Genomic DNA, 21,595 nt, shown 5'->3' with positions numbered 1-21,595 from the left:
CANNNGGTTCAGACCTTTTTGTACAGCTGGCTACCTTCCTGCTTGAACCGCTCCGCCTGCTCCGCCAGTCCCTTGGCCACGTCCACATCCACCGCTTCAATGCGCTGGTTGGCCGCGTACTCACGCACTTCCTGGGTGATCTTCATCGAGCAGAATTTCGGCCCGCACATCGAGCAGAAATGCGCGACCTTGGCCGAGTCCTTCGGCAAGGTTTCATCGTGGTAAGAACGCGCCGTGTCCGGGTCCAGGCCCAGGTTGAACTGGTCCTCCCAACGGAATTCAAAGCGCGCCTTGCTCAACGCGTTGTCACGAATCTGCGCCCCCGGATGCCCCTTGGCCAAGTCCGCCGCATGGGCCGCGATCTTGTAGGTGATGATCCCGGTCTTCACATCGTCCTTGTTCGGCAGGCCCAAATGCTCCTTCGGCGTGACGTAGCAGAGCATCGCGCAACCGAACCAGCCGATCATCGCCGCCCCGATGCCCGAGGTGATGTGGTCATAACCCGGGGCGATGTCGGTGGTCAGCGGACCGAGGGTGTAGAACGGCGCTTCGTCGCAGCACTCCAGCTGCTTGTCCATGTTCTCCTTGATCAACTGCATCGGCACGTGGCCCGGGCCTTCGATCATGGTTTGCACGTCGTGCTTCCAGGCAATCTTGGTCAACTCGCCGAGGGTTTCCAGCTCGCCGAATTGCGCGGCGTCGTTGGCGTCGGCAATCGAGCCCGGGCGCAGGCCGTCTCCCAGGGAGAAGCTGACGTCGTAGGCCTTCATGATTTCGCAGATTTCGTCGAAATGGGTGTAGGTGAAGTTCTCTTTGTGGTGCGCCAGGCACCACTTGGCCATGATCGAACCACCACGGGACACGATGCCGGTGACGCGCTTGGCGGTCAGCGGTACATAGCGCAGCAATACGCCGGCGTGGATGGTGAAGTAGTCGACGCCCTGCTCGGCCTGTTCGATCAGGGTGTCGCGGAACAGCTCCCAGGTCAGGTCTTCAGCGGCGCCGCCGACTTTTTCCAGGGCCTGGTAGATCGGCACGGTACCGATCGGCACCGGCGAGTTGCGGATGATCCACTCGCGGGTTTCATGGATGTGCTTGCCGGTGGACAGGTCCATCACCGTGTCCGAACCCCAGCGAATGCCCCAGGTCAGTTTCGCCACTTCTTCTTCGATGGACGAACCCAGGGCGCTGTTGCCGATGTTGCCGTTGATCTTCACCAGGAAGTTACGGCCGATGATCATCGGTTCCAGTTCGGTGTGGTTGATGTTGGCCGGGATGATCGCGCGGCCACGGGCGATTTCTTCGCGGACAAATTCCGGGGTGATGATTTTCGGCACGCTGGCGCCGAAGCTGTGGCCGGCGTGTTGCTGGTCCAGCAGGCCGGCGGCGCGGGCCTCTTCCAGCTTCATGTTTTCGCGGATGGCGACGTATTCCATCTCGGCGGTGATGATGCCTTTGCGGGCGTAGTGCATCTGGGTGACGTTGGCCCCGGCCTTGGCACGGCGCGGGTTTTTCACGTGGGCAAAACGCAGCGCGGTCAGCTCGGCATCGCTCAGGCGCTGTTGGCCGAAGTGCGAGCTCAAGCCCGACAGGCGCTCAGTGTCGCCGCGGGATTCGATCCACGGCGAGCGCACATCGCCCAGGCCTTTGCGCACGTCGATGATCACGTTCGGGTCGGTGTAGGGGCCTGAGGTGTCGTAGACCACTACGGGCGCATTGATTTCGCCGCCGAAGTCGGTGGGGGTCACGTCGAGACTGACTTCGCGCATCGGCACGCGGATATCCGGACGGGTGCCCTGAACGTAGATTTTTTGCGAGCGGGTAAACGGCTGCACGGAACCGGAGTCGACCTTGGCCGATTCACTCAAGTGCACGGTGTTTTTTGATTTTTGGCTTTTTAATTCGATGCTCATCACGGGCTCTCCAACTATCCAGGCGGTGGATTTTTGTCGGAGTGAACCTGTGACGGATGGACGCACTGTGACAGTGCTGTGCTTGGCGCACGGGCTGTTCGATTGTCGAACAACATCCCGGACGAAGCACAAGAGGACTCGCCGGGTGACGAGAAATCTTGTTCCCTACGCAGGCGCTAACCTGATCAGGTTCAACGGGATCCGGTATTTACCGATCTCAGCCTTCCAACAAGGCACCCCGACAAGAACGCGGCCAGTCTAGACCATGGAGCAGGCAAATTGCCAACGGCGGTGCATTCATCGTGATGAATGGCGTAATTACAGGATTGTTGTGCCGTGATAGCGCCACTACACTCGGTGACTGCCTGAGGTCTTGACGCCAGGAATGGGCCGCCTTAGCCTTGGGCACCAAATTATCGCCGTAATATTTAATCTAGGGATCGCCTCATGCTGCGCAAACTTTCACTGGCTCTCGCCGTGTCTTGTGCGACCAACGGACTGGTCTGGGCAGCTGAAGCGCCCCTGACGACCAAAACCGACCTGGTCAGCGTCTACCAGGAAGCGGTGGACAACAACGCCGACCTGGCCGCCGCCCGCGCCCAATACGGCGCGCAGAAAGAAGTGGTGCCCCAGGCCCGCGCCGGGTTGCTGCCGAACCTGTCGGCCGGTGCCGACATCAACAATGTGCGCACCCAGCTGGACCAGCCCGCCGCCACGGTCAACCGCGACGCCCATTCCTGGCGCGCGACCTTGAGCCAGCCGCTGTTCCGCGCTGATCGCTGGTTCCAGCTGCAAGCCGCTGAAGCCGTCAACGAGCAGGCCGCGCTGCAACTCTCGGCCACCGAACAGAACCTGATCCTGCAAAGCGCCGAAAACTACTTCGCCGTGCTGCGGGCCCAGGACAACCTGGCGTCCACCAAGGCCGAAGAAGCCGCGTTCAAGCGCCAGTTGGACCAGTCCAACGAACGCTTTGACGTCGGCCTGTCGGACAAGACCGACGTGCTGCAATCCCAGGCCAGCTACGACACCGCACGGGCCAACCGGATCCTGGCCCAGCGCCAGGTGGACGACGCCTTCGAAGCGCTGATCACCCTGACCAACCGCCAGTACAACTCGATCCAGGGCATCGTCCACACGCTGCCGGTGCTGCCGCCGGCGCCGAACGACGCCAAGGCCTGGGTCGAAACCGCCGGCCGCCAGAACCTGAACCTGCTGGCCAGCAACTATGCCGTCACCGCCGCCGAAGAAACCCTCAAGCAACGCAAGGCCGGCCACGCGCCCACACTGGATGCCGTGGCGCAATATGAAAAAGGTGACAACGACGCCCTGGGCTTCAGCAACCCGAGCGCCTTTGGCCAGCCGTATCACGGTGACGTGTCGCAACGCACCGTAGGCTTGCAGTTGAGCATCCCGCTGTACAGCGGCGGCCTGACCAGCTCGCAAGTGCGCGAATCCTATTCCCGCCTGGGCCAGACCGAGCAGCAACGCGAAGGCCTGCGTCGCCAGGTGGTGGAAAACACCCGCAACCTGCACCGCGCGGTGAACACCGATGTGGAGCAGGTACAGGCGCGCCGTCAGTCGATCATCTCCAACCAGAGCGCGGTGGAAGCCACGGAAATCGGTTACCAGGTGGGCACGCGCAATATCGTCGATGTGCTGGACGCCCAGCGCCAGCTGTACACCTCGGTGCGCAACTACAACAACAGCCGCTACGACTACATCCTCGACAACCTGCGCTTGAAGCAGGCGGCGGGCACGTTGAACCCGGGGGACTTGCAGGATCTGGCGCGTTACCTGAAGGCCGACTACAACCCGGACAAGGACTTCCTGCCGCCGGACCTGGCCAAGGCCGCCGCGGCGCAGCTGAAGGCTAACCCGGGTTACTAAGACTGCCCGTTAACCCAATGTGGGAGCGGGCTTGCTCGCGAAAGCGGTGTATCAGTCGACTTATTCGCTGACTGACACTGCGCATTCGCGAGCAAGCCCGCTCCCACATTTGATTTGTGTTGTTAGACGTTAAGCAGTCTGCCCAATCCGTCCAGCAAACGCTTCAATGCCCCCTGATTGGCGCGCATCACCGCCAGCCCCGCCTGCCCCATCTTTTGCGCGTCCTGCGGCAGCTCGAACAAACGCTGCACCGCCACCGCCAAACCCTCGGCATCGTCCACTTCCTGCAACGCGCCGGCGTCGCGCATCATTGCGCTGATTTCCAGGAAGTTGAACACGTGGGGCCCGCAGATCACCGGCTTGGCCAAGGCCGCCGGCTCCAACGGGTTATGCCCGCCCGTGGCAACCAGGCTACCGCCGACAAAAGCGCTGTCGGCCAGGGCATACAGAAACAGCAACTCGCCCATGGTGTCGCCCAGCAACACCGAGGTTTGCGCCGTCACCGCCTCGCCGCTGGAGCGACGCACCGTGGCGAAACCCTGTTGCTGGCACAGCTCGAACATCGGGTTGAAGCGCTCCTGATGGCGCGGCACCAGGATCAGCAACGCATTGGGATAACTGGCAAGCAACTGGCGATGGGCAGCGAGCACCACTTCGTCTTCGCCTTCGTGGGTGCTGGCGGCGATCCACACCGGGCGTTCACTGGCGTGCCACTGTTCACGCAACGCGGCGGCGCGCGCCAGCAGTTGCGGGTCGATGGTCAGGTCGAACTTGATCGAGCCGGTGACTTCGACAGTCTCGGGCCGTGCACCCAGGCTGCGAAAACGCTCGGCCTCGGTTTCGGTCTGGACCGCGAACAGACTCATTTCCGCCAGCATCGGCGCGGTCAGCCTGGCGAAACGCCCGTAGCCCTTGGCCGAGCGAGCCGACAGCCGCGCGTTGGCCAATGCCACGGGAATCCCGCGTTTGGCGCACTGGTGAATATGGTTGGGCCACAGTTCGGTCTCCATGATCACCGCCAGTTTCGGCTGCACGCGATCGAGAAACCGCTTGGCCGCACAAGGCAAATCGTACGGCAGGTAGCAGTGCTGGATGCGCGGCTCGTTGGCGAACAACGCCTGGATGCGCTCGGAGCCGGTGGGCGTCATGCAGGTGACGGTGATCGGCAGCTGTGGATAACGTTCCAGCAGCCCGCGAATCATCGGCGCAGCGGCGATGCTTTCGCCCACCGACACCGCATGCACCCAGATCCCGCCGGGTTGCATCACCGGCAAGCCCCAGGAGAAGCGTTCTCCCACGCGCTTCGCGTAAGCAGGCGCTTTGCGGGCTCGCAGCCACAGACGTAAAGCCACCAACGGCAGCGCCAGGTAAAACAGACAGCTGTAGAGAGTTCTATTCATGGCGGCGGAGTTTATCGGCTTTTTCAGTCGATCGCCTGCAAGCACTCGGCAAAACGTTCGGCGAGGAAACGCGCGGCCGGGCCGAGGGGCTCGTCGCGGCGCCAGACCAGCTCCACCACCAGCGCCGGCGGGGTCCATTCGCTGTTCAGTTCGACCATCTGGTTCTGATAGGCCGGATACTGCACCACATGCCGCGGCAACCAGGCCCAACCCAGGCCGCGCGCAAGCCATTCGGCCAGCACGTAGAAACTGTCAGCCCGCCACACTTGCGGGCTGGCGGCCTCGCTGCCGGGATACACACTGGTCTGGGTCGCCATCAGCAATTGGCGAAACTGTGCCAGGCGCTGGCAATCCACGAACTGTTCCTTGGCCATGGGATGCCCGATACCGCACACGGTCACCATCTCCACACTGCCCAGCACGCGGCGCTCCAACGCTTCGGGGATCTGATCGTGATAGAACAGCAGGCCCAGATCCGCCTTGCGCTCCACCAGCTTGCGCGCGACATCGCCTTGGGCGGCGCTGGACAACTGCACTTCCAGGCTGGGAAATTTTCCCGCCAGCGCTTCGAGGCTATCGAGCACCGGCTGATAGAGCATGGCTTCATCCTGGGCCAGGCGCAGGCGCGCCTCTTCACCGCGCATCAATGACAAGGCACGGCCATTCAGGCGCTCGCACTGGCGCAAGACTTCCCGCGCCTCCTCGAGCAGTGCCGTGCCCGCCTCGGTCAAACGGGGCTGGCGGCCGCTGCTGCGGTCAAACAGGGATACGCCCAGGTCCGCCTCCAACAGGGCAATCCCATTGCTGACCGCCGATTGCGCCCGACGCTGGTCCCGCGCCACCGCCGAAAATGAACGCTGCTCGGCGACGCTGACAAACAGGCGCATTTGCTCAAGACTCCACTGCACGCTCATGGCTCAACCCATCTTCAATTCGGATAGGTAATGACTTTACCGCATCTGACAAGTCTCTAAAATGCCAACCTTATCAAGCGACCCTGTACCGAGGATTTACCCCATGAACGCCGCCTACTATTACCTGGCCATTGCCATCTGCTCGGAAGTGATCGCCACCGTTTCCATGAAAGCGATCAAGGGTTTCAGCACGCCAATCCCGTTGTTGCTGGTGATCGTCGGCTACGGCGTGGCCTTCTGGATGCTCACGCTGGTGGTGCGCACCGTGCCGGTGGGTGTCGCGTATGCAGTGTGGGCCGGGATGGGCATCGTGATGGTCAGCATCGCCGCGCTGTTTATCTACGGGCAGAAACTGGATATCCCGGCGATGCTGGGCATGGGCCTGATTGTGCTGGGCGTGGTGGTGATTCAGTTGTTCTCGAAAACGGCCGGGCACTGAGCGTTCACGTGAGATTCAATTGAGGCCGAAACTCGCAGCCTCGTTCCACTCGACAGCTCCCGCGGTGCGTCTGTCATCAGGGAGCGTTGGGGCGAAGATTCACTTCATGAGCCTGTATACTGCGCAGCCTGTCTTGAACACTGAGGTCGCTGCATGCCATCCGTTATTTCCACCGACGTTCTGATTGTCGGCGCCGGGGTTGCCGGCCTCTGGCTCAATGCGCGCCTGCGCCGCCAGGGCTTTTCCACGGTATTGGTGGAAAGCGCCACCCTCGGTGGCGGGCAAAGCGTGAAGTCCCAGGGGATCATCCACGGCGGCGCCAAATATGCACTGCACGGCGCCCTGACCGGTGCCTCCGAAGCCATCGCCGACATGCCCCGCCGCTGGCGCGAAGCCCTGGCGGGCAACGGTGAACTGGATCTCTCCGGTGTGCGCCTGCTGTCCGAAGCCCACTATTTGTGGTCGCCGGGCACCATCGCCGGCAACCTCACCAGTTTCTTCGCGAGCAAGGCCGTGCGTGGCCGCGTGGATCAAGTGAAGGGCGATGACCTGCCACCGGCCCTGCAAGATCGCCGCTTCAAGGGCAAGGTCTATCGCCTGGCCGAACTGGTGATCGACGTCCCAAGCCTTATCGAACGCCTGGCGCAATTGGCCGGCGACGGTTTGCTCGCGGGTAAACAGATCGAACCCTTGCTGGAACAAGGCACACTGGTCGGCCTGAAGGTCGATGGCCGTGAGATCCGCGCCCAGCGTATCGTCGTCAGCGCCGGCGGCGGCACCGCTGACCTGCTCGGCGCCCTGGGCCTGAGCCAGCCCGCCATGCAACGCCGACCGCTGCACATGATCATCGCCAAGGGCCCCGGCCTGAAGCCGCTGTACGCCCACTGCCTGGGGGGCGGCACCAAGCCGCGCATCACCGTGACCACGCATCCCGCCGCCGACGGCAATTGGGTGTGGTACCTGGGCGGCGATATCGCCGAAGCCGAAGGTGTGGCCCGCACCCCGGAGCAACAGATCGCCACCGCCCAAAAAGAGCTGGGGCAGTTGCTGCCCTGGATCGACATGAGCCAGACCCAATGGGCCACCTTGCGCGTCGACCGCGCCGAACCATTGCAGTCAGGCCTGACCCGCCCGGACAACGCGTTCCTCGCCGAACAGGATCGCCTGTTGGTGGGCTGGCCGACCAAGCTGGCATTGGCACCGGATTTCGCCGATCGAGTGATCAACGCACTGAAACGTGACGGCATCAAGCCCGGAACTACCGAAAAACTGCCCGAGCTGCCGAAACCCGCCATCGCCCAACCCGCCTGGGAGCAACTGCTGCCATGACCCTGCCGACTCTGCACGACCTCCACCGCCCGCTGGGCAGCACCGGCCTGCTGGTCTCGCCGCTGGGCCTGGGCACCGTCAAGCTGGGCCGCGACCAAGGCGTGAAATACCCCAGTGGCTTCCAGATTCCCGATGACGATGCGGCGCGGATGCTGTTACGCCAGGCCCGGCAATTGGGCATCAACCTGATCGACACTGCGCCCGCCTATGGCCGCAGCGAAGAACGCCTGGGCCCGCTGTTGCGCGGCCAGCGCCAGGAATGGGTAATTGTCAGCAAGGTGGGCGAAGAATTTGCCGAAGGCGTATCCCATCACGACTTCAGCGCAGCCCACACCCGGCTTTCGGTGGAGCGCAGCCTGAAACGACTGGAAACGGATTTTATCGACCTGGTGCTGGTGCACTCCGACGGCAACGACCTGCATATTCTCAATGATTGCGAGGTTTACCAGACCCTGGAAGACCTCAAGCGCGAGGGCAAGATCCGTGGTTTCGGCTTCTCCGGCAAAACCGTCGAGGGCGGTGTAAAGGCTCTGGAACAAGGTGATTGCGCCATGGTCACCTACAATTTGAACGAACAGGCCGAGAAAGCCGTCATTGATTATGCCGCCGCACACGGCAAGGGCATCCTGGTGAAAAAGGCACTAGCCAGTGGCCATGTCTGCCTGGAATCCGGAGTGGATCCAATTCACGCCAGTTTCATGTTGTTGTTTGCGCAAACTGGCGTTGCCAGTGCTATTGTCGGGACCATTAATCCGCTGCACCTCGCCCACAACGTGGCGACCGCTGCCAAGGTCATTCGCCAACTCTGATGCCGCCGACGCGGCCGACCCCGACGCAAGAAGGAGCCGACATGCCGCGAACGCTCATAAGAAAGAACCCTAGCAACTTCAAGACACTGCCGCTGCACGTCGAAGCAACCCCCGAAGGCTTGAGCTACCAGAGCGTCGGCATGCCGCTCAACTTCGCCCAGACCCTGCAACGGCGCAAGCCGGTGGAGGTGAAAGACACCGAGCGTTTCGTGCTGGAGCTGGCCAACCTTGGGGTCTCGGTGCGCCTGACGCTGCACTGGCAGAACCGCGATTACTGGGTGCTGGTGCGCCAGCGCCGACAAGACCGTGGCGACGTCGTGCTCAAGCTGATCTCCGGCTATGTGCCGGCCCACGAACTGAACCTGCCACTGCACACCGCCATCCAGGAAATCGCCGAGGAATGCCTGCTGGAAACCCCGGAAGGCTGGCTGGGCGGTCGTTTCAATGACACCTGGCTGCCGGCGCCCTACTCGTCGGCCCTGCACTACCGCGAAGCGTTGCCGTTCCGCCTCTCACCGCTGTCCGGGGCCGCGCGCCCTGTGCGCTGCGCCACCATGCAATTGATTGAACGACCACGCGCCTACGTGCACCTGCCCACGGCTTCGTTGCAGTTGATTTATGACTTGCGCCTGGAAGTGCCCAAGGAGGCGAAGTCCCTGAGCCTGTTTCATGTGGACGAGCGCCTGGAGGGCGACCAATTGGTGGCCCGCCTGGACCGCCAGCGCCCGGACCTGTACCTGATGCCGCTGAAGGACGGGCAGCCGTGTGCGGAGCTGTATACCTTGAAGAAGGATCAGCTGTATCCGGCGAGTACGCGAGGGTTGTATCTGGCTGAAAGCTTTGCCCAGCAGGAAGGCTGGATCGTGCGGGATGAGCGGATCCGCTGGAAGGACTGGCTGCGCCAGCAAGGGCTGAGTGCGCCGGAGAAAGAATCGAAATTGAAGCGCTTGACGGGTAAGGCGCGGCAGATCTTGCGCAAGATCGTGCCGAAGAAAAAAGCCAACCGGTAACCGGACGTCAGGTCGCGGCAGTCAAATGTGGGAGCGGGCTTGCTCGCGAAGGCGGTGTATCAGTCACTGCATCTGCCAGCTGACCCACCGCTTTCGCGAGCAAGCCCGCTCCCACACAAGCCCGCTACCACCATCAGTTATTGCGGATCTTCTCGACAATCGCCGTGGTCGAGCTGTTTTCCACCAACCCCAGCACTTTGACCTTGCCACCGTAGGCACTGACGATATCGGCACCCACCACCTGGTCGACGGAATAATCACCGCCCTTGACCAGCACGTCCGGCTTGACCTGGGCCAGCAGGTTTTCCGGGGTCGCCTCGGCAAAGCTGATCACCCAGTCCACCGCACCCAAACCTGCCAGCACCGCCATGCGACGGTCGACACTGTTGATCGGCCGGCCTGGCCCCTTGAGGCGGCTGACCGACGCATCATCGTTGACTGCCACGATCAAGCGATCGCCCTGGGCCCGCGCCTGCTCCAGGTAGGTCACGTGACCGGCGTGGAGGATGTCGAAGCAACCGTTGGTGAAGACAATGCTCTCGTTATGGGCACGGGCATCGTCAATCGCCAGCAACAGTTGCTCAAGGCTCAACACGCCGCGCTCCGAGCCTTCAGATCGCTGGATGGCGCGGCGCAGCTCAGGGGCACTGATGGCCGCCGTACCGAGCTTGCCGACCACGATACCTGCTGCCAGGTTGGCCAGGGCCACCGCATGGGGAAGTTCCTCGCCCGCCGCAATTGCCGCGGCCAGGGTGGAAATCACGGTATCACCGGCACCGGTCACGTCGAACACTTCACGGGCCCGCGCCGGCAGGTGCATGGCCGGGTGATCGGGACGCAGCAAGGTCATGCCGTGTTCGCCACGGGTCACCAGCAAGGCACCCAGGTCGAGGTCGGCCATGAGTTGGGCGCCCTTGGTCACCAGCTCGTGCTCATCGACGCAACCGCCGACGATGGTTTCAAATTCGCTGAGGTTCGGCGTGATCAGGCTGGCGCCCCGATAAATCGAGAAGTCCTTGCCCTTGGGATCTGCCAGCACCGGAATGCCCCGGGCCTTGGCGGCCTGGATCAGTACCTGATGGTTTTTCAAGGCGCCTTTCCCGTAGTCGGACAGCACCAGCACCTTGATGCCTTCGAGCATCTCGTCGACCTGGGCGCTGAGCACCAGGGCATCGGTGGCGAAGGGTTCTTCAAAATCGATACGCAGCAATTGCTGGTGCCGACTCATGACCCGCAGCTTGACGATGGTCGGCTGGTGGGGAATGCGCTGGAACAGCGCACGCACACCCGCACCCTTCAGGCTGTTGGCCAGGCTGTCGGCAGCCTCGTCGTCGCCGGTCACACCCACGAGGGATGCCGGGGCGCCGAGGGCGGCAATATTGAGGGCAACGTTGGCAGCGCCACCTGGACGGTCTTCGATTTGCTCGACCTTGACTACCGGTACCGGTGCCTCAGGGGAAATCCGTGAGGTACCGCCATGCCAGTAACGGTCGAGCATGACATCGCCGACCACCAAGACAGGGGCTTGATCGAATCGCGGCATGGACAACTTCATGGAGCAACCCACATACAAAATGAACAGGGGCGCGATATTACCACAGGGTTGTCAAAGGCTTGTGCAATGTAGGAGCCGGCTTGCCGGCGATGCGGCCTCCGCGGTTTTTCAGTGCAACCGCGGTGGCCATCGCCGACAAGCCGGCTCCTGCAGATCAGGTGATGTCGGCCGGGATCGGCGCGTCCAGGCCCATGGCATGCAGTCGGGCGTAGTAACCGTTTTGCGCCAGCAATTCGCCGTGGGTACCGCGCTCGACTATCCGGCCATCGTCCATCACCAGGATCAGGTCGGCTTTCTCGATGGTCGACAGGCGGTGAGCGATCACCAGGGTCGTGCGGCCTTGCATGACCTTGTCCAGGGCGGCCTGGATATGGCGCTCCGATTCGGTGTCCAGCGCCGAGGTGGCCTCGTCGAGGATCAGCAATGGCGCGTTCTTGAGCAAGGCCCGGGCGATTGCCAGGCGCTGGCGCTGGCCGCCGGACAGCAGCACGCCGTTTTCGCCGACCTGGGTGTCGAAGCCCTTGGGCAACTGGTCGATGAAGTCCTTGGCATAGGCATCGGCCGCTGCCGCCTCGACATCGGCCCGCGGTGCGCCGGCCAGGTCACCGTAGGCGATGTTGTTGGTCACCGTGTCGCTGAACAGGGTCACATGCTGGGTCACCTGGGCGATGTGCCGACGCAGGTTGAGCAGGCGATAGTCTTCGATTTCCACGCCGTCGAGCAGGATCTCACCGCTCTCATGGTGGTAGAAACGCGGGATCAGGCTGGCCAGTGTCGACTTGCCGCTACCCGAACGCCCCACCAGGGCAACCATCTGCCCGGGCTCTGCGGTAAAGGTGATGTCCTTGAGCACGTGGCGCTCGGTGCCCGGGTAGGTGAAGTTCAGGTTGCGCACTTCCAGGCGGCCGCTGACCTTGTCGCGCTCGATGGTGCCGCGATCGATTTCCACGTCTTCGTCCAACTGCTCGAAAATACTTTCGGCACCGGCCACGCCTTTCTGGATGGTCGAGCTGACTTCGGACAGCTGGCGGATCGGCTTGGGCAACAGGCCGGCCAACGTGATGTAGGCCACCATGTCACCCGCCGACGCATCACCGCGAAGGTACAGGACCAGGAACATCAACACTGCCATGGCGCTGTAGATCACCAGTTGCAGCGCCGGCGTATAGATCGCGCCGGTGCGGGTCATGCGCAGTTGCTTGTTGGTGTTGCTAAGGCTCGCCTTGAGGAAGCGCTTCTGCTCATACACCTCACCGCCGAAGCTGCGCACCACGCGGTAGCCCTGGATGGTTTCCGAGGCAACGTGGGTCACATCACCCATCGCAACCTGGATCTTCTTACTCTGCTTGCGGAATTTCTTGCTTGCGGTGCTGACCATCACGGCAATCAACGGCAGGATGGCGATCATCACCAGGGTCAGCCGCCAGTTCATGAACAGCAGCGAGGCGAACAGGAAGATCACCGTCATGCCTTCGCGAATCACCACCTTGATGGCATCGGTCGCAGCACCGGTGACCATGGTCACGTTGAAGGTGATGCGGGAGATCAGGTGCCCGGAGTTGTGATTGTCGAAATAGCGGTTCGGCAGGGTCAGCAGGTTGTTGAACAACTGCACCCGCAGGTCGTGGACCAGGCCCAGGGAAACCTTGGCCAGCAGGTAGTTGCCCAGGAACGAACCGAGGCCCTGCCACGCGGCGATCAGGATGATCAGCAACGGCACGGCCTGCAGCAGTTGCAGGTCACGCAGGAAAGGCACCGTGGGGAACAACACCGCTTCAGGGTTGGACAGGCCATCGACAAAGTACTTGAGGATGTAGCCCAGCATCGGCTGGGTCGAAGCGAAAATCAGAAAGCCGACGATACTCAGCGCGAACAAGCCGGCATAGGGCTTAACGTAGCTGAGCAGGCGGAAGTATATTTTCAAGCTCGAAGGGCTTGCGCTCGGACTGGAGTCGGTCATATCACGCGGCGGTTTTGAAAAAGGAGGCTGACTTTAGCACAGCTTCTCTGTTGTACTTGCACGCGGCACAACCGCGGCCCCGTTGGATCCAACGGGCGACATTGTATAGCCACTACTTTAGTATGGTTGGCTTTCTTTATACTGGAACGGCTTTTCTGTATGCAATCCAAGCGCCTTACCTATGGCTCAAACCGCGTTTTCGACTTCCTCTGTCTGTGGATTCTGCCCATCGGCTTGTTGCTGCTCCTGAGTGCGCTGTTCTTCGTTACCAATCGAAATGTGCTGCACAGGTTTTACTACCTTCTATTCGCCGCGCCGACACTGTTGCTGCTGTGCCTGCGCCCGACGGAATTCAAGCAGGTATTGCGCGAGCCCCTGGCGATTGCCTTCCTGGTTTTCTCGGGCTGGGCGCTCACCAGCCTGCTCTGGAGCCCTGAGGCTACGACAGACTCCGACCTGTTCAAGCGGCCACCGAATACCTTCACGTTGTTTGCCGGTTTCGGACTGTTGCTGCATTACCGCAACGAACTGTTCAAGCCGATCTTCTTCTGCGCCGCGCTGATTGCGCTTGTATCGAGCGCCTGCAGCCTGGTGGCTTTTGCTCCCCATATCTCGGATGGCACGCGAATGATCGGCGGGCGTGGGGCACTTGATAATCCGCTGCTGAGCTCTCACGTATTCGGATTCTTCTGCATTTACTGGCTGTACATATGCATGACCACCAAGCGTGCGCACGTACTCTGGTTCAGCGTTCCGGCACTGGCAATCATGGCCGCGGCGGTGCTGGCCACCGGCTCGAGAACACCGATGGTTGCACTGGTCCTCGCCGTGCTCTGGATGAGTTTCATCAGTCGCAATCGGCGCTCGGCTCTGCTGATCGCCTGTATGGCGCTGGGCGCTGCGGCGCTGTTGCTGTTCTATCCCGAAATGATCACCAATCGTGGCAGCTCGTTCCGGTTCGAACTCTGGAGCATGTCGCTCGCGCGTATCGCCGAACACCCCTGGATCGGCCACAGCTACGACTCAGAGTTGTACCTGACGATTGCCGACGGCTATCAACTGCGCGAACCCCACAGCTTTGCCCTCGGCGTGCTGTATTACGTCGGCATCATCGGCTTCATCCCGTGGGCCTTCATGCTCGGCTGGGGCCTGTACAAAAGCCTCAAGGAACGTGCACAGCCATTGTTCATCCTGGCCTCCTCCTTGCTGGCCTATGGCATCGGTGCCGGCCTGACCGAAGGCGGCGGCATTCTCTCGCGGCCAAAAGAACACTGGTTCCTGCTGTGGATCCCGCTGGCACTGATCGCCGGCCTGAGCATCGCCCAGCGTCGCCGCAGCCTGCTGCGCATGCCGGTTCAACGCCTGAAATCGCAAGACTTCGAACAGCTGTGCGCCAACGCCCACGTGATCGAAGCCGATGGCCTCGGGCCCAAGGTCCTGCGCCTGGAGGATGGCAGCTTCCTCAAGCTGTTCCGCCCTCGTCGCTGGTACACCTCAGGCAGCTTCAATCCCTATTCAGAGCGCTTTGCCAGCAACAGCGAGCAACTGCGTGCATTGGGGATTCCATCACCGGTCATCCTCAATCTCTATCAATTAAAGGATGCGAGCAGCGCCGTACGTTATCAGCCGCTCCCCGGCCTGACCCTGCGCCAGGCCCTGCAAAGCCTGGACAGCAGCCTGCGGGAATCGCTGATCGAACGTTTCGGCCGGTTCATGGCCCAGCTCCACGAGCGCGGCGTGTACTTCCGCTCCCTGCACCTGGGCAACGTACTTTTGATGGATGATGGCGAGTTCGGCCTGATTGACGTGGCAGACATGCGCATCTACCCATCGCCGCTGCGTAACGCCCTGCGCCAGCGCAACCTGCGGCACATGCAGCGTTATCCCCAGGACCGCAACTGGTTGTTCGAAACCCACTTTGAACAACTCGCCGCTGGCTACGCTTCGGCAGCATCGCCAAGCGCCACGGCGAAGATCCGTGACCAGGTGTCCAGGCTCAATCGTCCGGTTGCGCAGGTAGCGAACCCGACCAAGTGATGGTTTGAAGCGCCGGGGTTGCAGGCCCCGGGCCATTGCGGTGAACGCAATGGCCCGGCCGAAGCCCTATGAGCTGCGCTGCGGCGCCAGGTACAGCCGCACCAACCCACGCAAGGTCTTGCGACCCCAGAACTTCAACGGAATCTGCTTGAGGATCTCCCGCGCCAGTGGGCGGTCACGGTCGGCGGTCTTGAGGAACATCGAGTTCAGGAAGTTGTAGCGAACCTGATCGTAGGCTGGATGATCGCTGAACAACCCGTAGGTCTTGAGGATGTTCTGGATCATGTAGCGGTGATTCTTGTAGGTGTTGGTCGCGTGCTGGCGATAGCGCGCCATCACCACGCTCAACACGTCGATGGTGTACCCGGCGTGGGTGATCTTCAATTCGATCAGCAAGTCTTCCAGCGGAATCAGCGGATCGAACCCTCCGACCTCTTCCAGCGCCTGCCGACGGATCATCAGCGTCGGTGCCGGCGGAAAGGGCTTGCGATCGAGGAACAGGTCATCGAAATCCAGGCTGCGAAACGGCAAGTCGCGGCGCTGCTTCTTCTCCGGGTATGGCTTGCCGTCCCCATCAATCAACTCGATATTGCCGGCGCAAATACCCACCTTCGGCTTGCCTTCCATGTAGGCAACCTGGGTGGCGATGCGCTCGGGCAGCATGATGTCATCGGAGCCGAATGGCGCGATCAGGCTGCCTTTGGCGCGAGCGATGGCACCGTTCAGGGTATTGGTCAGGCCCTGGTTCTGCTGCACCTGGAAATCAAACCCGTGTTCGGCCTGCAAGCGCTGGATGCGCTCCACGCTGTCATCCCTGGAGCCATCGTCTACCACCAGCAACTCGATGTTGGGGTAGGTCTGGCCGAGCACACTGAGAATGCTCTGCTCGATGTACGGCCCGTGGTTGTAGGAGGCGATGATCACAGTGACCAGGGGTTGCTGCAGACTCATGCTTTACCTACTTCACGCAGACCGGTTTCGATCAGGTTCAAATACTTGTGCCGGAACTCGTCCAAGGTGTGGTTTTCTTCCAGGTAGCGGAACACTTGCTCACCCTTGGCACGCAGCTCTTCGTCGCTCAGCGCCAGGTAAGTGTCCAGTGCTGCCGCCAACTGCTCGACATTGCCCGGATCATGGGAGAGGCCGCCGGCACCTTGCACCAACGGCAGCATCGCCGGGCCATTGGAGGCGATGACCGGCAGATGGCCGCTCATGCCTTCCAGCAGCGCCAGGCCCAGGCCTTCGAACAACGACGGCATGGTCCAGATGTCGAAACCGCGCACATACTTCATGCCATCTTCGCGAAAGCCCAGCAGGTGCGCACGGCCGGTCAGGCCCAGGCGCTCGATATCGGCGCGCAGGTCTGCTTCGGCGCGGCCGGAGCCGATGATCCCCACCTGGGCCTCAGGGTATTTGTCCTTGAGGGTGGCGAACGCTTGCAACAAATGGGTGTGGCCCTTGATCGGCACCAGGCGGCCCAGGGCGCCAATCATCCGTGCATCCAGCGGCAGGCCCAGGGCCTTGCGCGCTTCATCCCGTGGCAACTGCAAGGCTTCGGCCTGGGGGATGTCGATGGCATTGGTGACAAAGGTGGTGTTTTCGCGGGTGAACCCGCAGTTGAGGTCCACCAGGTAATCCCTGACCGCTGCCGACACCCCGACGAATCGCCACGCCGGGCTGACCCACTTCTGCGTCTGGCGCCGGCGGTAGCCCCGGGCGTACTCGCCAAAACCGTGGGAGATGCCGATGCACAGGGGGATCTTCAACCAGCGGTTGAGCGACAGCATCATGTTCACCGACTTGAAGCGGTTACAGATGACCACGTCGAATTTCTGCTCGCGGCAATATTTGTAGATCTGCCACATCGCGCCGAAACGAATGCCCTTGAGGGACTTTTCCGGCAACTCGAAATAATGGGAGTGCTCAGCCACGCTCAGGGGCTGGCCGGGCAGCGGGCGGCCGCTGAGGAACCCGGATGTGACCTCGAAACGTTCAGCCGGCAAGGCCTTGACGATCTGCTCGCCGAGGTCGGCGAAGTCGTGGGTCTTGACGTTGTAGTCCGGCTGTAACTGCAAAACCTTGAAACGAGGTTTCATAACTCTCCATGCTGCAATCTGGCTGCGGGCGCGCAGCCCGGCGAAAAGGGGCGGCAGGCGCTGCAAGCCTGCCTTCAATAAGGTCTCAATCCTGCTTCAACACCCAGAGCAACTCATGACGGCGCACCGCCTTGCGGAAGAACTCATTCTCTCCGTAAGGCGATGGACTACGGCCCGCCAATAATTGCTGCAACCACCTGCGCACGCGGCGCTTGAACGGCGCCCGCGGCTGCAAGTCGTGCATCATGCCCAGGGCCATGGCCTTGTCCTGCTGCTGGCTGAGCGTCAGCGGCATACTGCAAGGCACAAGTTCACGGGAGGCATCAAAACGCGGCGGCAAGGCCACGCCAGCGCCCGAATCACCCATGGGCCAACGATCGTTATCATGCAGGTGGTTGGCGTAGCCGAGCAACGTGCCCGGTTGCCACTCCAGGCCTTGCAAGGCTTCGAGAATCGCGGCGTGGGCGCAGATGTGATCCGGGTGCGGATCCAGCAACGGCGTCGGCAACACGATCACCTGCGGGCGCGCCTTGAGCAGCAATGCCCGCAGGTCGGCAATCAGGTTATTCCAGGTCGGGGCGCCGTCCACATCCCCGGGCAAGGCCAGGGCATTGAACTGGCGAAACAGCCGCGTATCGTCCAACTGAGCTTCCCGGGAAGCCTGGGGCTGATCCGGTGCGGCCTGCATCGCTGCAAGCTGCATGCAGAAGTACCCCAACTGCACGCACTGCGCTTCGGGAACGCCCGCCCAACGCGGCACGGTGACGCTGTCCCAGGCACGCAGGCGGCCTTTGAGTCGTGCGGCATCGGCCTTGGGCATGCCCATCTGCTGATAGTGATCGGCTTCGATTTCGCCCGCCGTCAGGGTGACGATCCAGCTCTCGTCGGCTTGGCTGTACAGGCTGAAAGCGGCCAATTCGGCATCGTCGGCATGGGGCGCGATGACCATCACCCGTTGGCGACGGTAGTCCGGCTGGCGGAACAACCAGAGCTTCGGCTGCCCCTTGATCCGGCAGAAGCGCCCGCGCAAGCGCAGCTTACCGCCGGCGAGTGCTTCGCCCATGCCCGTCAGGTTGAGGTAACGCCGGCCTGAAAGACCACGCTCGAAGACTTGCCGGTCGGGTGCATCCAGGCCCGACACGTCCACCGCCGGGTCGAGAAAACGCCCGAGCCAAGAGCTTTTGAGTTCAATCCCGACGATCAGGGTTTCATCGCCCACCAGAGGCGTGTCCAACAGCAGGCGCCCGGCTTCAAGACGCAGGCCCGTGCACTCGCTCCCTTCAGGAAACGCGTACTCATAGTCGTCTTTAGGCGAGTAGAACAGATGATCGGCAAACCAGGCCTCATGCGCGGCCCACAGCACCACGGCCAGCACCAGCGGCAACCACCAGGCCACCAGCACACCGACAGCCACCAACAGCAACAGGCCCACCACCAGCGCAATACGCTTGTTGCGCCGGTGCTGCTTGAGCAATTGCTGTTTGCGACTCATACGCTGAACACCGGCACCGGGTTGCACCAGCGCTCCTTGTATTCACGGTCGGAACGCCCGAAGGAGAAACGCAGCGGCTTGTCGCTCGCTCGCGCTTGCTCCCAGGCACTTTGGGTATTGAGGAAACTCAGCACGCTGCCGGGGCTGAACGCCTTGGTTTCAGGGTCGACACCGCCGTTGACGTATTCGGCGCTGACCCACTGCGGCGCCTGCACCTGATACACCAGTTGCACGGCAATCGCAGCATCATTGAGAAACAGCACCGAGCCGAACAGGAATTCCTTGAGCAACTCCAGCACCTCGGCCAAGCGCTCGGCTCCCGCCGCAGGGAAACCCCAACGCCGCTGGAACAGGTCGCAATAAATCGCCGCCAGTTCGCTGCTGGAAAACTCGCCGACCGCCCTTACCACGCCGCCCGCCTCTTCCAGCAAACGCAGTTCGCGGCGCTGGTTGTAGCGAAACTTCTTCGACAGCTCTTCCGGTGTGCGCGCCATGGCCAACTGCTCGGCCTGGGGCTTGAGGGTGCTTACGCGCCCCTCATTCAGTGCAGAGAGATAGCGCGCGCGATGGCGCAACGGCACCTGCGCATCGGCGGCAAGCGGCAGGATGATCTCGGCGTTACCCAGATCAAACAGGCCTTTTTTGCCTTTGCGCTTGAGCACGTCCTTGGACAGGGCCAGGTCGCGCCCCCAGGTAGCAATTGCGCCCTTCAGCTCACCGTCCTGCTCCCAGCCCAGGTAGCGCACCGGAATCTGCGCCAGGTGCGCCAGCCGCTCGACGATCTGCGGATGAGTCGCCACGCTGCCGCCAAAACGCTGCCAGGCCTGGGCGTAAACCTCGGCCTCGACAGGCGTCCAGCCACGTTCACGCCAGCCCTGGAAGCGGTTCAGCATTTAGACCACGGCGTCATAAGGGTCCACGCCGTCCTTGACCACGAGGATGTCTTCCATGATCAGGTACTGCAGGTCGGAACCGAAGAACATGTTCAGCGCGTCGGTCGGCGAGCAGATCATCGCTTCGCCACGACGGTTGAGCGAGGTGTTCAGCGACACACCATTGCCGGTCAGTACTTCCAGTTCTTTCATCATGTCGTAGTAGCGCGGGTTGTATTCGCGCTTGAGCACCTGGGCACGGGAGGTACCATCTTCATGGACCACTTCCGGCACGCGGGTTTTCCACTCTTCCGACACTTCAAAAGTGAAGGTCATGAACGGCGCCGGGTGATCGACCTTGATCATCTGTGGCGCAACGGTGTCGAGCATCGACGGGCAGAAAGGCCTCCAGCGCTCGCGGAACTTGATCTGGTGGTTGATCCGGTCAGCCACGCCGGTGGCGCTTGGGCAACCGATGATCGAACGACCGCCCAGGGCACGCGGGCCAAACTCCATGCGGCCCTGGAACCAGGCCACCGGGTTGCCGTCGACCATGATCCTGGCGATGCGCTTGGGCATGTTTTCAATCTTGCGCCAGACCGGCTTGCTCTCGTGCTTGGCGCACGCTGCGATCACGTCTTCGTTGCTGTAGGACGGGCCGAGATAGACGTGTTCCATCTTCTCCACCGGCACACCACGGGCGTGGGACACGTAGGCCGCCGCACCGACCGCGGTACCGGCATCGCCGGACGCCGGCTGCACGAACAGCTCCTTGACGTCGTCGCGGGCAATGATCTTCTGGTTCAGCTTGACGTTCAGCGCACAGCCGCCGGCGAAGGCCAGCTTGCCGGTGTCTTTGAGGATGTCGCCCAGGTAATGGTCGATCATCTGCAACGCCAGCTTCTCGAACAGCGCCTGCATGCTGGCCGCGTAGTGGATGTACGGCTCGTCGGCGATATCGCCTTCGCGCTTCGGACCCAGCCACTCGATCAGTTTTGGCGAGAAGTAGAAACCCTTGCCCTTCTCTTTGTAGCGGCGCAGGCCGATGACGTTGGCGTAGTCGGTGTTGATCACCAGCTCGCCGTTTTCAAAGGAGGCCAGGCGCGAGAAATCGTACTTGCTGGCATCGCCATACGGCGCCATGCCCATGACCTTGAACTCACCGTCGAGCATCTCGAAACCGAGGAACTCGGTGATCGCGCCATACAGGCCGCCGAGGGAGTCCGGATCGTAGAATTCCTTGATCTTGTGGATCTTGCCGTTTTCGCCGTAGCCGAAGAAGGTGGTGGCGTACTCGCCCTTGCCGTCGATCCCGAGGATCGCGGTCTTCTCCTGAAAGCCCGAGCAATGGTAGGCACTGGAGGCGTGGGCCAGGTGGTGTTCAACCGGTTCGATCTTGATTTTCTTCGGATCGAAGCCCAGTTGCTCCAGGCACCAGACGATCTTGTTGCGATAGCGCTTGTAGCGACGGTTGCCCATCAGGATCGCGTCGAGGGCGCGGTCCGGGGCGTACCAGTAACGCTTGGCGTAGTGCCAGCGGGCCTCGCCGAACAGGCTGATGGGGGCGAACGGAATCGCCACCACATCAACGTCGGAAGGCTTGATACCGGCTTGTTCCAGGCAGAACTTCGCCGATTCGTAGGGCATGCGGTTCTTTGCATGTTTGTCGCGCACGAAGCGCTCTTCTTCGGCGGCCGCGATCAGCTTGCCGTCGATGTACAAGGCTGCGGAAGGATCATGGCTAAGGGCGCCGGACAGGCCAAGAATCGTCAATGCCACAGGGGTCTAGCCTCTTTTAGTCTGCATGCAGGCGCGTCACGCCTGAAAAAAGTGTGCTCCCCGCCTGGGCGAGAAACAGCTAAAGGGCGGGATTATAGCGTAA

Annotated in this window: 16 protein-coding genes and 1 riboswitch; of the genes, 6 read left to right on the top strand and 10 right to left on the bottom strand. The window is 61.9% G+C overall.

All coding sequences use genetic code 11. The annotated features are described in order from the left end of the window. Nucleotides 1-8: 8 nt before the first annotated feature. Nucleotides 9-1,913: a phosphomethylpyrimidine synthase ThiC gene (gene thiC / locus JV201_RS02335; protein WP_008439122.1), complete on the bottom strand. Its 1,905-nt coding sequence runs from the start codon at nt 1,911-1,913 to the stop codon at nt 9-11. A gap of 145 nt (nt 1,914-2,058) precedes the next feature. Continuing rightward, nucleotides 2,059-2,164: riboswitch (TPP riboswitch) on the bottom strand. Between the two features lie 196 nt (nt 2,165-2,360). On the opposite strand from thiC, the gene JV201_RS02330 reads away from it, so the two are divergent. Next, nucleotides 2,361-3,800 carry a TolC family outer membrane protein gene (locus JV201_RS02330; RefSeq protein ID WP_102604279.1) on the top strand — a complete coding sequence of 480 codons (1,440 nt, stop codon included), beginning with the start codon at nt 2,361-2,363 and terminating at the stop codon, nt 3,798-3,800. A 122-nt stretch (nt 3,801-3,922) separates the two neighbouring features. Here the strand turns inward: JV201_RS02330 and waaA are convergent, their stop codons facing one another. Together waaA and JV201_RS02320 are read right to left on the bottom strand one after the other, a co-directional pair. Continuing rightward, nucleotides 3,923-5,200 carry a lipid IV(A) 3-deoxy-D-manno-octulosonic acid transferase gene (gene waaA, locus JV201_RS02325; protein WP_177039703.1) on the bottom strand — a complete coding sequence of 426 codons (1,278 nt, stop codon included), beginning with the start codon at nt 5,198-5,200 and terminating at the stop codon, nt 3,923-3,925. A gap of 23 nt (nt 5,201-5,223) precedes the next feature. After that, nucleotides 5,224-6,114, bottom strand: a complete 891-nt coding sequence (locus JV201_RS02320) for a LysR family transcriptional regulator (protein ID WP_008439125.1) — start codon at nt 6,112-6,114, stop codon at nt 5,224-5,226. A 103-nt stretch (nt 6,115-6,217) separates the two neighbouring features. Here JV201_RS02320 and JV201_RS02315 point away from each other — a divergent pair, with 103 nt between their 5' ends. The 4 genes from JV201_RS02315 (at nt 6,218) to JV201_RS02300 (ending at nt 9,701) form a co-directional block, all read left to right on the top strand. Next, a complete protein-coding gene (locus JV201_RS02315) occupies nt 6,218-6,553 on the top strand; it encodes a multidrug efflux SMR transporter (protein WP_003209492.1) in 336 nt (111 codons plus the stop codon). A 153-nt stretch (nt 6,554-6,706) separates the two neighbouring features. Further along, nucleotides 6,707-7,882, top strand: a complete 1,176-nt coding sequence (locus tag JV201_RS02310; RefSeq protein ID WP_219406462.1) for an FAD-binding oxidoreductase — start codon at nt 6,707-6,709, stop codon at nt 7,880-7,882. After that, on the top strand, nt 7,879-8,691 hold the full coding sequence (locus JV201_RS02305) for an aldo/keto reductase (protein WP_003209490.1): 813 nt from the start codon (nt 7,879-7,881) through the stop codon (nt 8,689-8,691). The genes JV201_RS02310 and JV201_RS02305 overlap by 4 nt, the downstream gene beginning before the upstream one ends. Nucleotides 8,692-8,732: 41 nt before the next feature. Continuing rightward, nucleotides 8,733-9,701, top strand: coding sequence for a hypothetical protein (locus JV201_RS02300; RefSeq protein WP_008439131.1), 969 nt, complete (start codon nt 8,733-8,735; stop codon nt 9,699-9,701). Nucleotides 9,702-9,834: 133 nt separating this feature from the next. On the opposite strand, the gene hldE is transcribed toward JV201_RS02300, so the two are convergent. Next, nucleotides 9,835-11,256, bottom strand: a complete 1,422-nt coding sequence (gene hldE, locus JV201_RS02295; protein ID WP_003209486.1) for a bifunctional D-glycero-beta-D-manno-heptose-7-phosphate kinase/D-glycero-beta-D-manno-heptose 1-phosphate adenylyltransferase HldE — start codon at nt 11,254-11,256, stop codon at nt 9,835-9,837. A gap of 154 nt (nt 11,257-11,410) precedes the next feature. After that, entirely contained in the window at nt 11,411-13,216 is a 1,806-nt protein-coding gene (msbA, locus tag JV201_RS02290; protein ID WP_003209481.1) for a lipid A export permease/ATP-binding protein MsbA, read from the bottom strand. Between the two features lie 159 nt (nt 13,217-13,375). Between msbA and JV201_RS02285 the strand changes: the two genes are divergently transcribed. Beyond that, complete coding sequence (locus JV201_RS02285; RefSeq protein ID WP_003209479.1) at nt 13,376-15,253, top strand: bifunctional O-antigen ligase/aminoglycoside phosphotransferase family protein; 1,878 nt, start codon at nt 13,376-13,378, stop codon at nt 15,251-15,253. Nucleotides 15,254-15,319: 66 nt separating this feature from the next. Here JV201_RS02285 and JV201_RS02280 read toward each other — a convergent pair whose 3' ends face one another. The 5 genes from JV201_RS02280 to JV201_RS02260 all read right to left on the bottom strand — a co-directional run bounded on the left by JV201_RS02280 (nt 15,320) and on the right by JV201_RS02260 (nt 21,492). Next, on the bottom strand, nt 15,320-16,204 hold the full coding sequence (locus tag JV201_RS02280; RefSeq protein WP_003209477.1) for a glycosyltransferase: 885 nt from the start codon (nt 16,202-16,204) through the stop codon (nt 15,320-15,322). After that, the gene (locus tag JV201_RS02275; protein WP_008439138.1) at nt 16,201-17,349 is read right to left on the bottom strand and encodes a glycosyltransferase family 4 protein; all 1,149 of its coding nucleotides are present in this window, start codon (nt 17,347-17,349) and stop codon (nt 16,201-16,203) included. Before JV201_RS02275 ends, JV201_RS02280 begins: the two co-directional genes overlap by 4 nt. A gap of 85 nt (nt 17,350-17,434) precedes the next feature. After that, nucleotides 17,435-18,841: a PIG-L deacetylase family protein gene (locus JV201_RS02270; protein WP_219406461.1), complete on the bottom strand. Its 1,407-nt coding sequence runs from the start codon at nt 18,839-18,841 to the stop codon at nt 17,435-17,437. Further along, nucleotides 18,838-19,734 (bottom strand): GNAT family N-acetyltransferase, encoded by an 897-nt coding sequence (locus JV201_RS02265; RefSeq protein WP_003209464.1) that lies wholly within the window; start codon nt 19,732-19,734, stop codon nt 18,838-18,840. Before JV201_RS02265 ends, JV201_RS02270 begins: the two co-directional genes overlap by 4 nt. Further along, nucleotides 19,735-21,492: a carbamoyltransferase gene (locus tag JV201_RS02260; protein WP_008439143.1), complete on the bottom strand. Its 1,758-nt coding sequence runs from the start codon at nt 21,490-21,492 to the stop codon at nt 19,735-19,737. Nucleotides 21,493-21,595 lie beyond the last annotated feature (103 nt).

Origin of the sequence: Pseudomonas sp. Colony2 (assembly GCF_019382755.1) — a bacterium.
Classification (GTDB): domain Bacteria; phylum Pseudomonadota; class Gammaproteobacteria; order Pseudomonadales; family Pseudomonadaceae; genus Aquipseudomonas.
The sequence above is the reverse complement of the archived record's forward strand: the minus strand, read 5'-3'. Positions and strand labels throughout refer to the sequence as shown.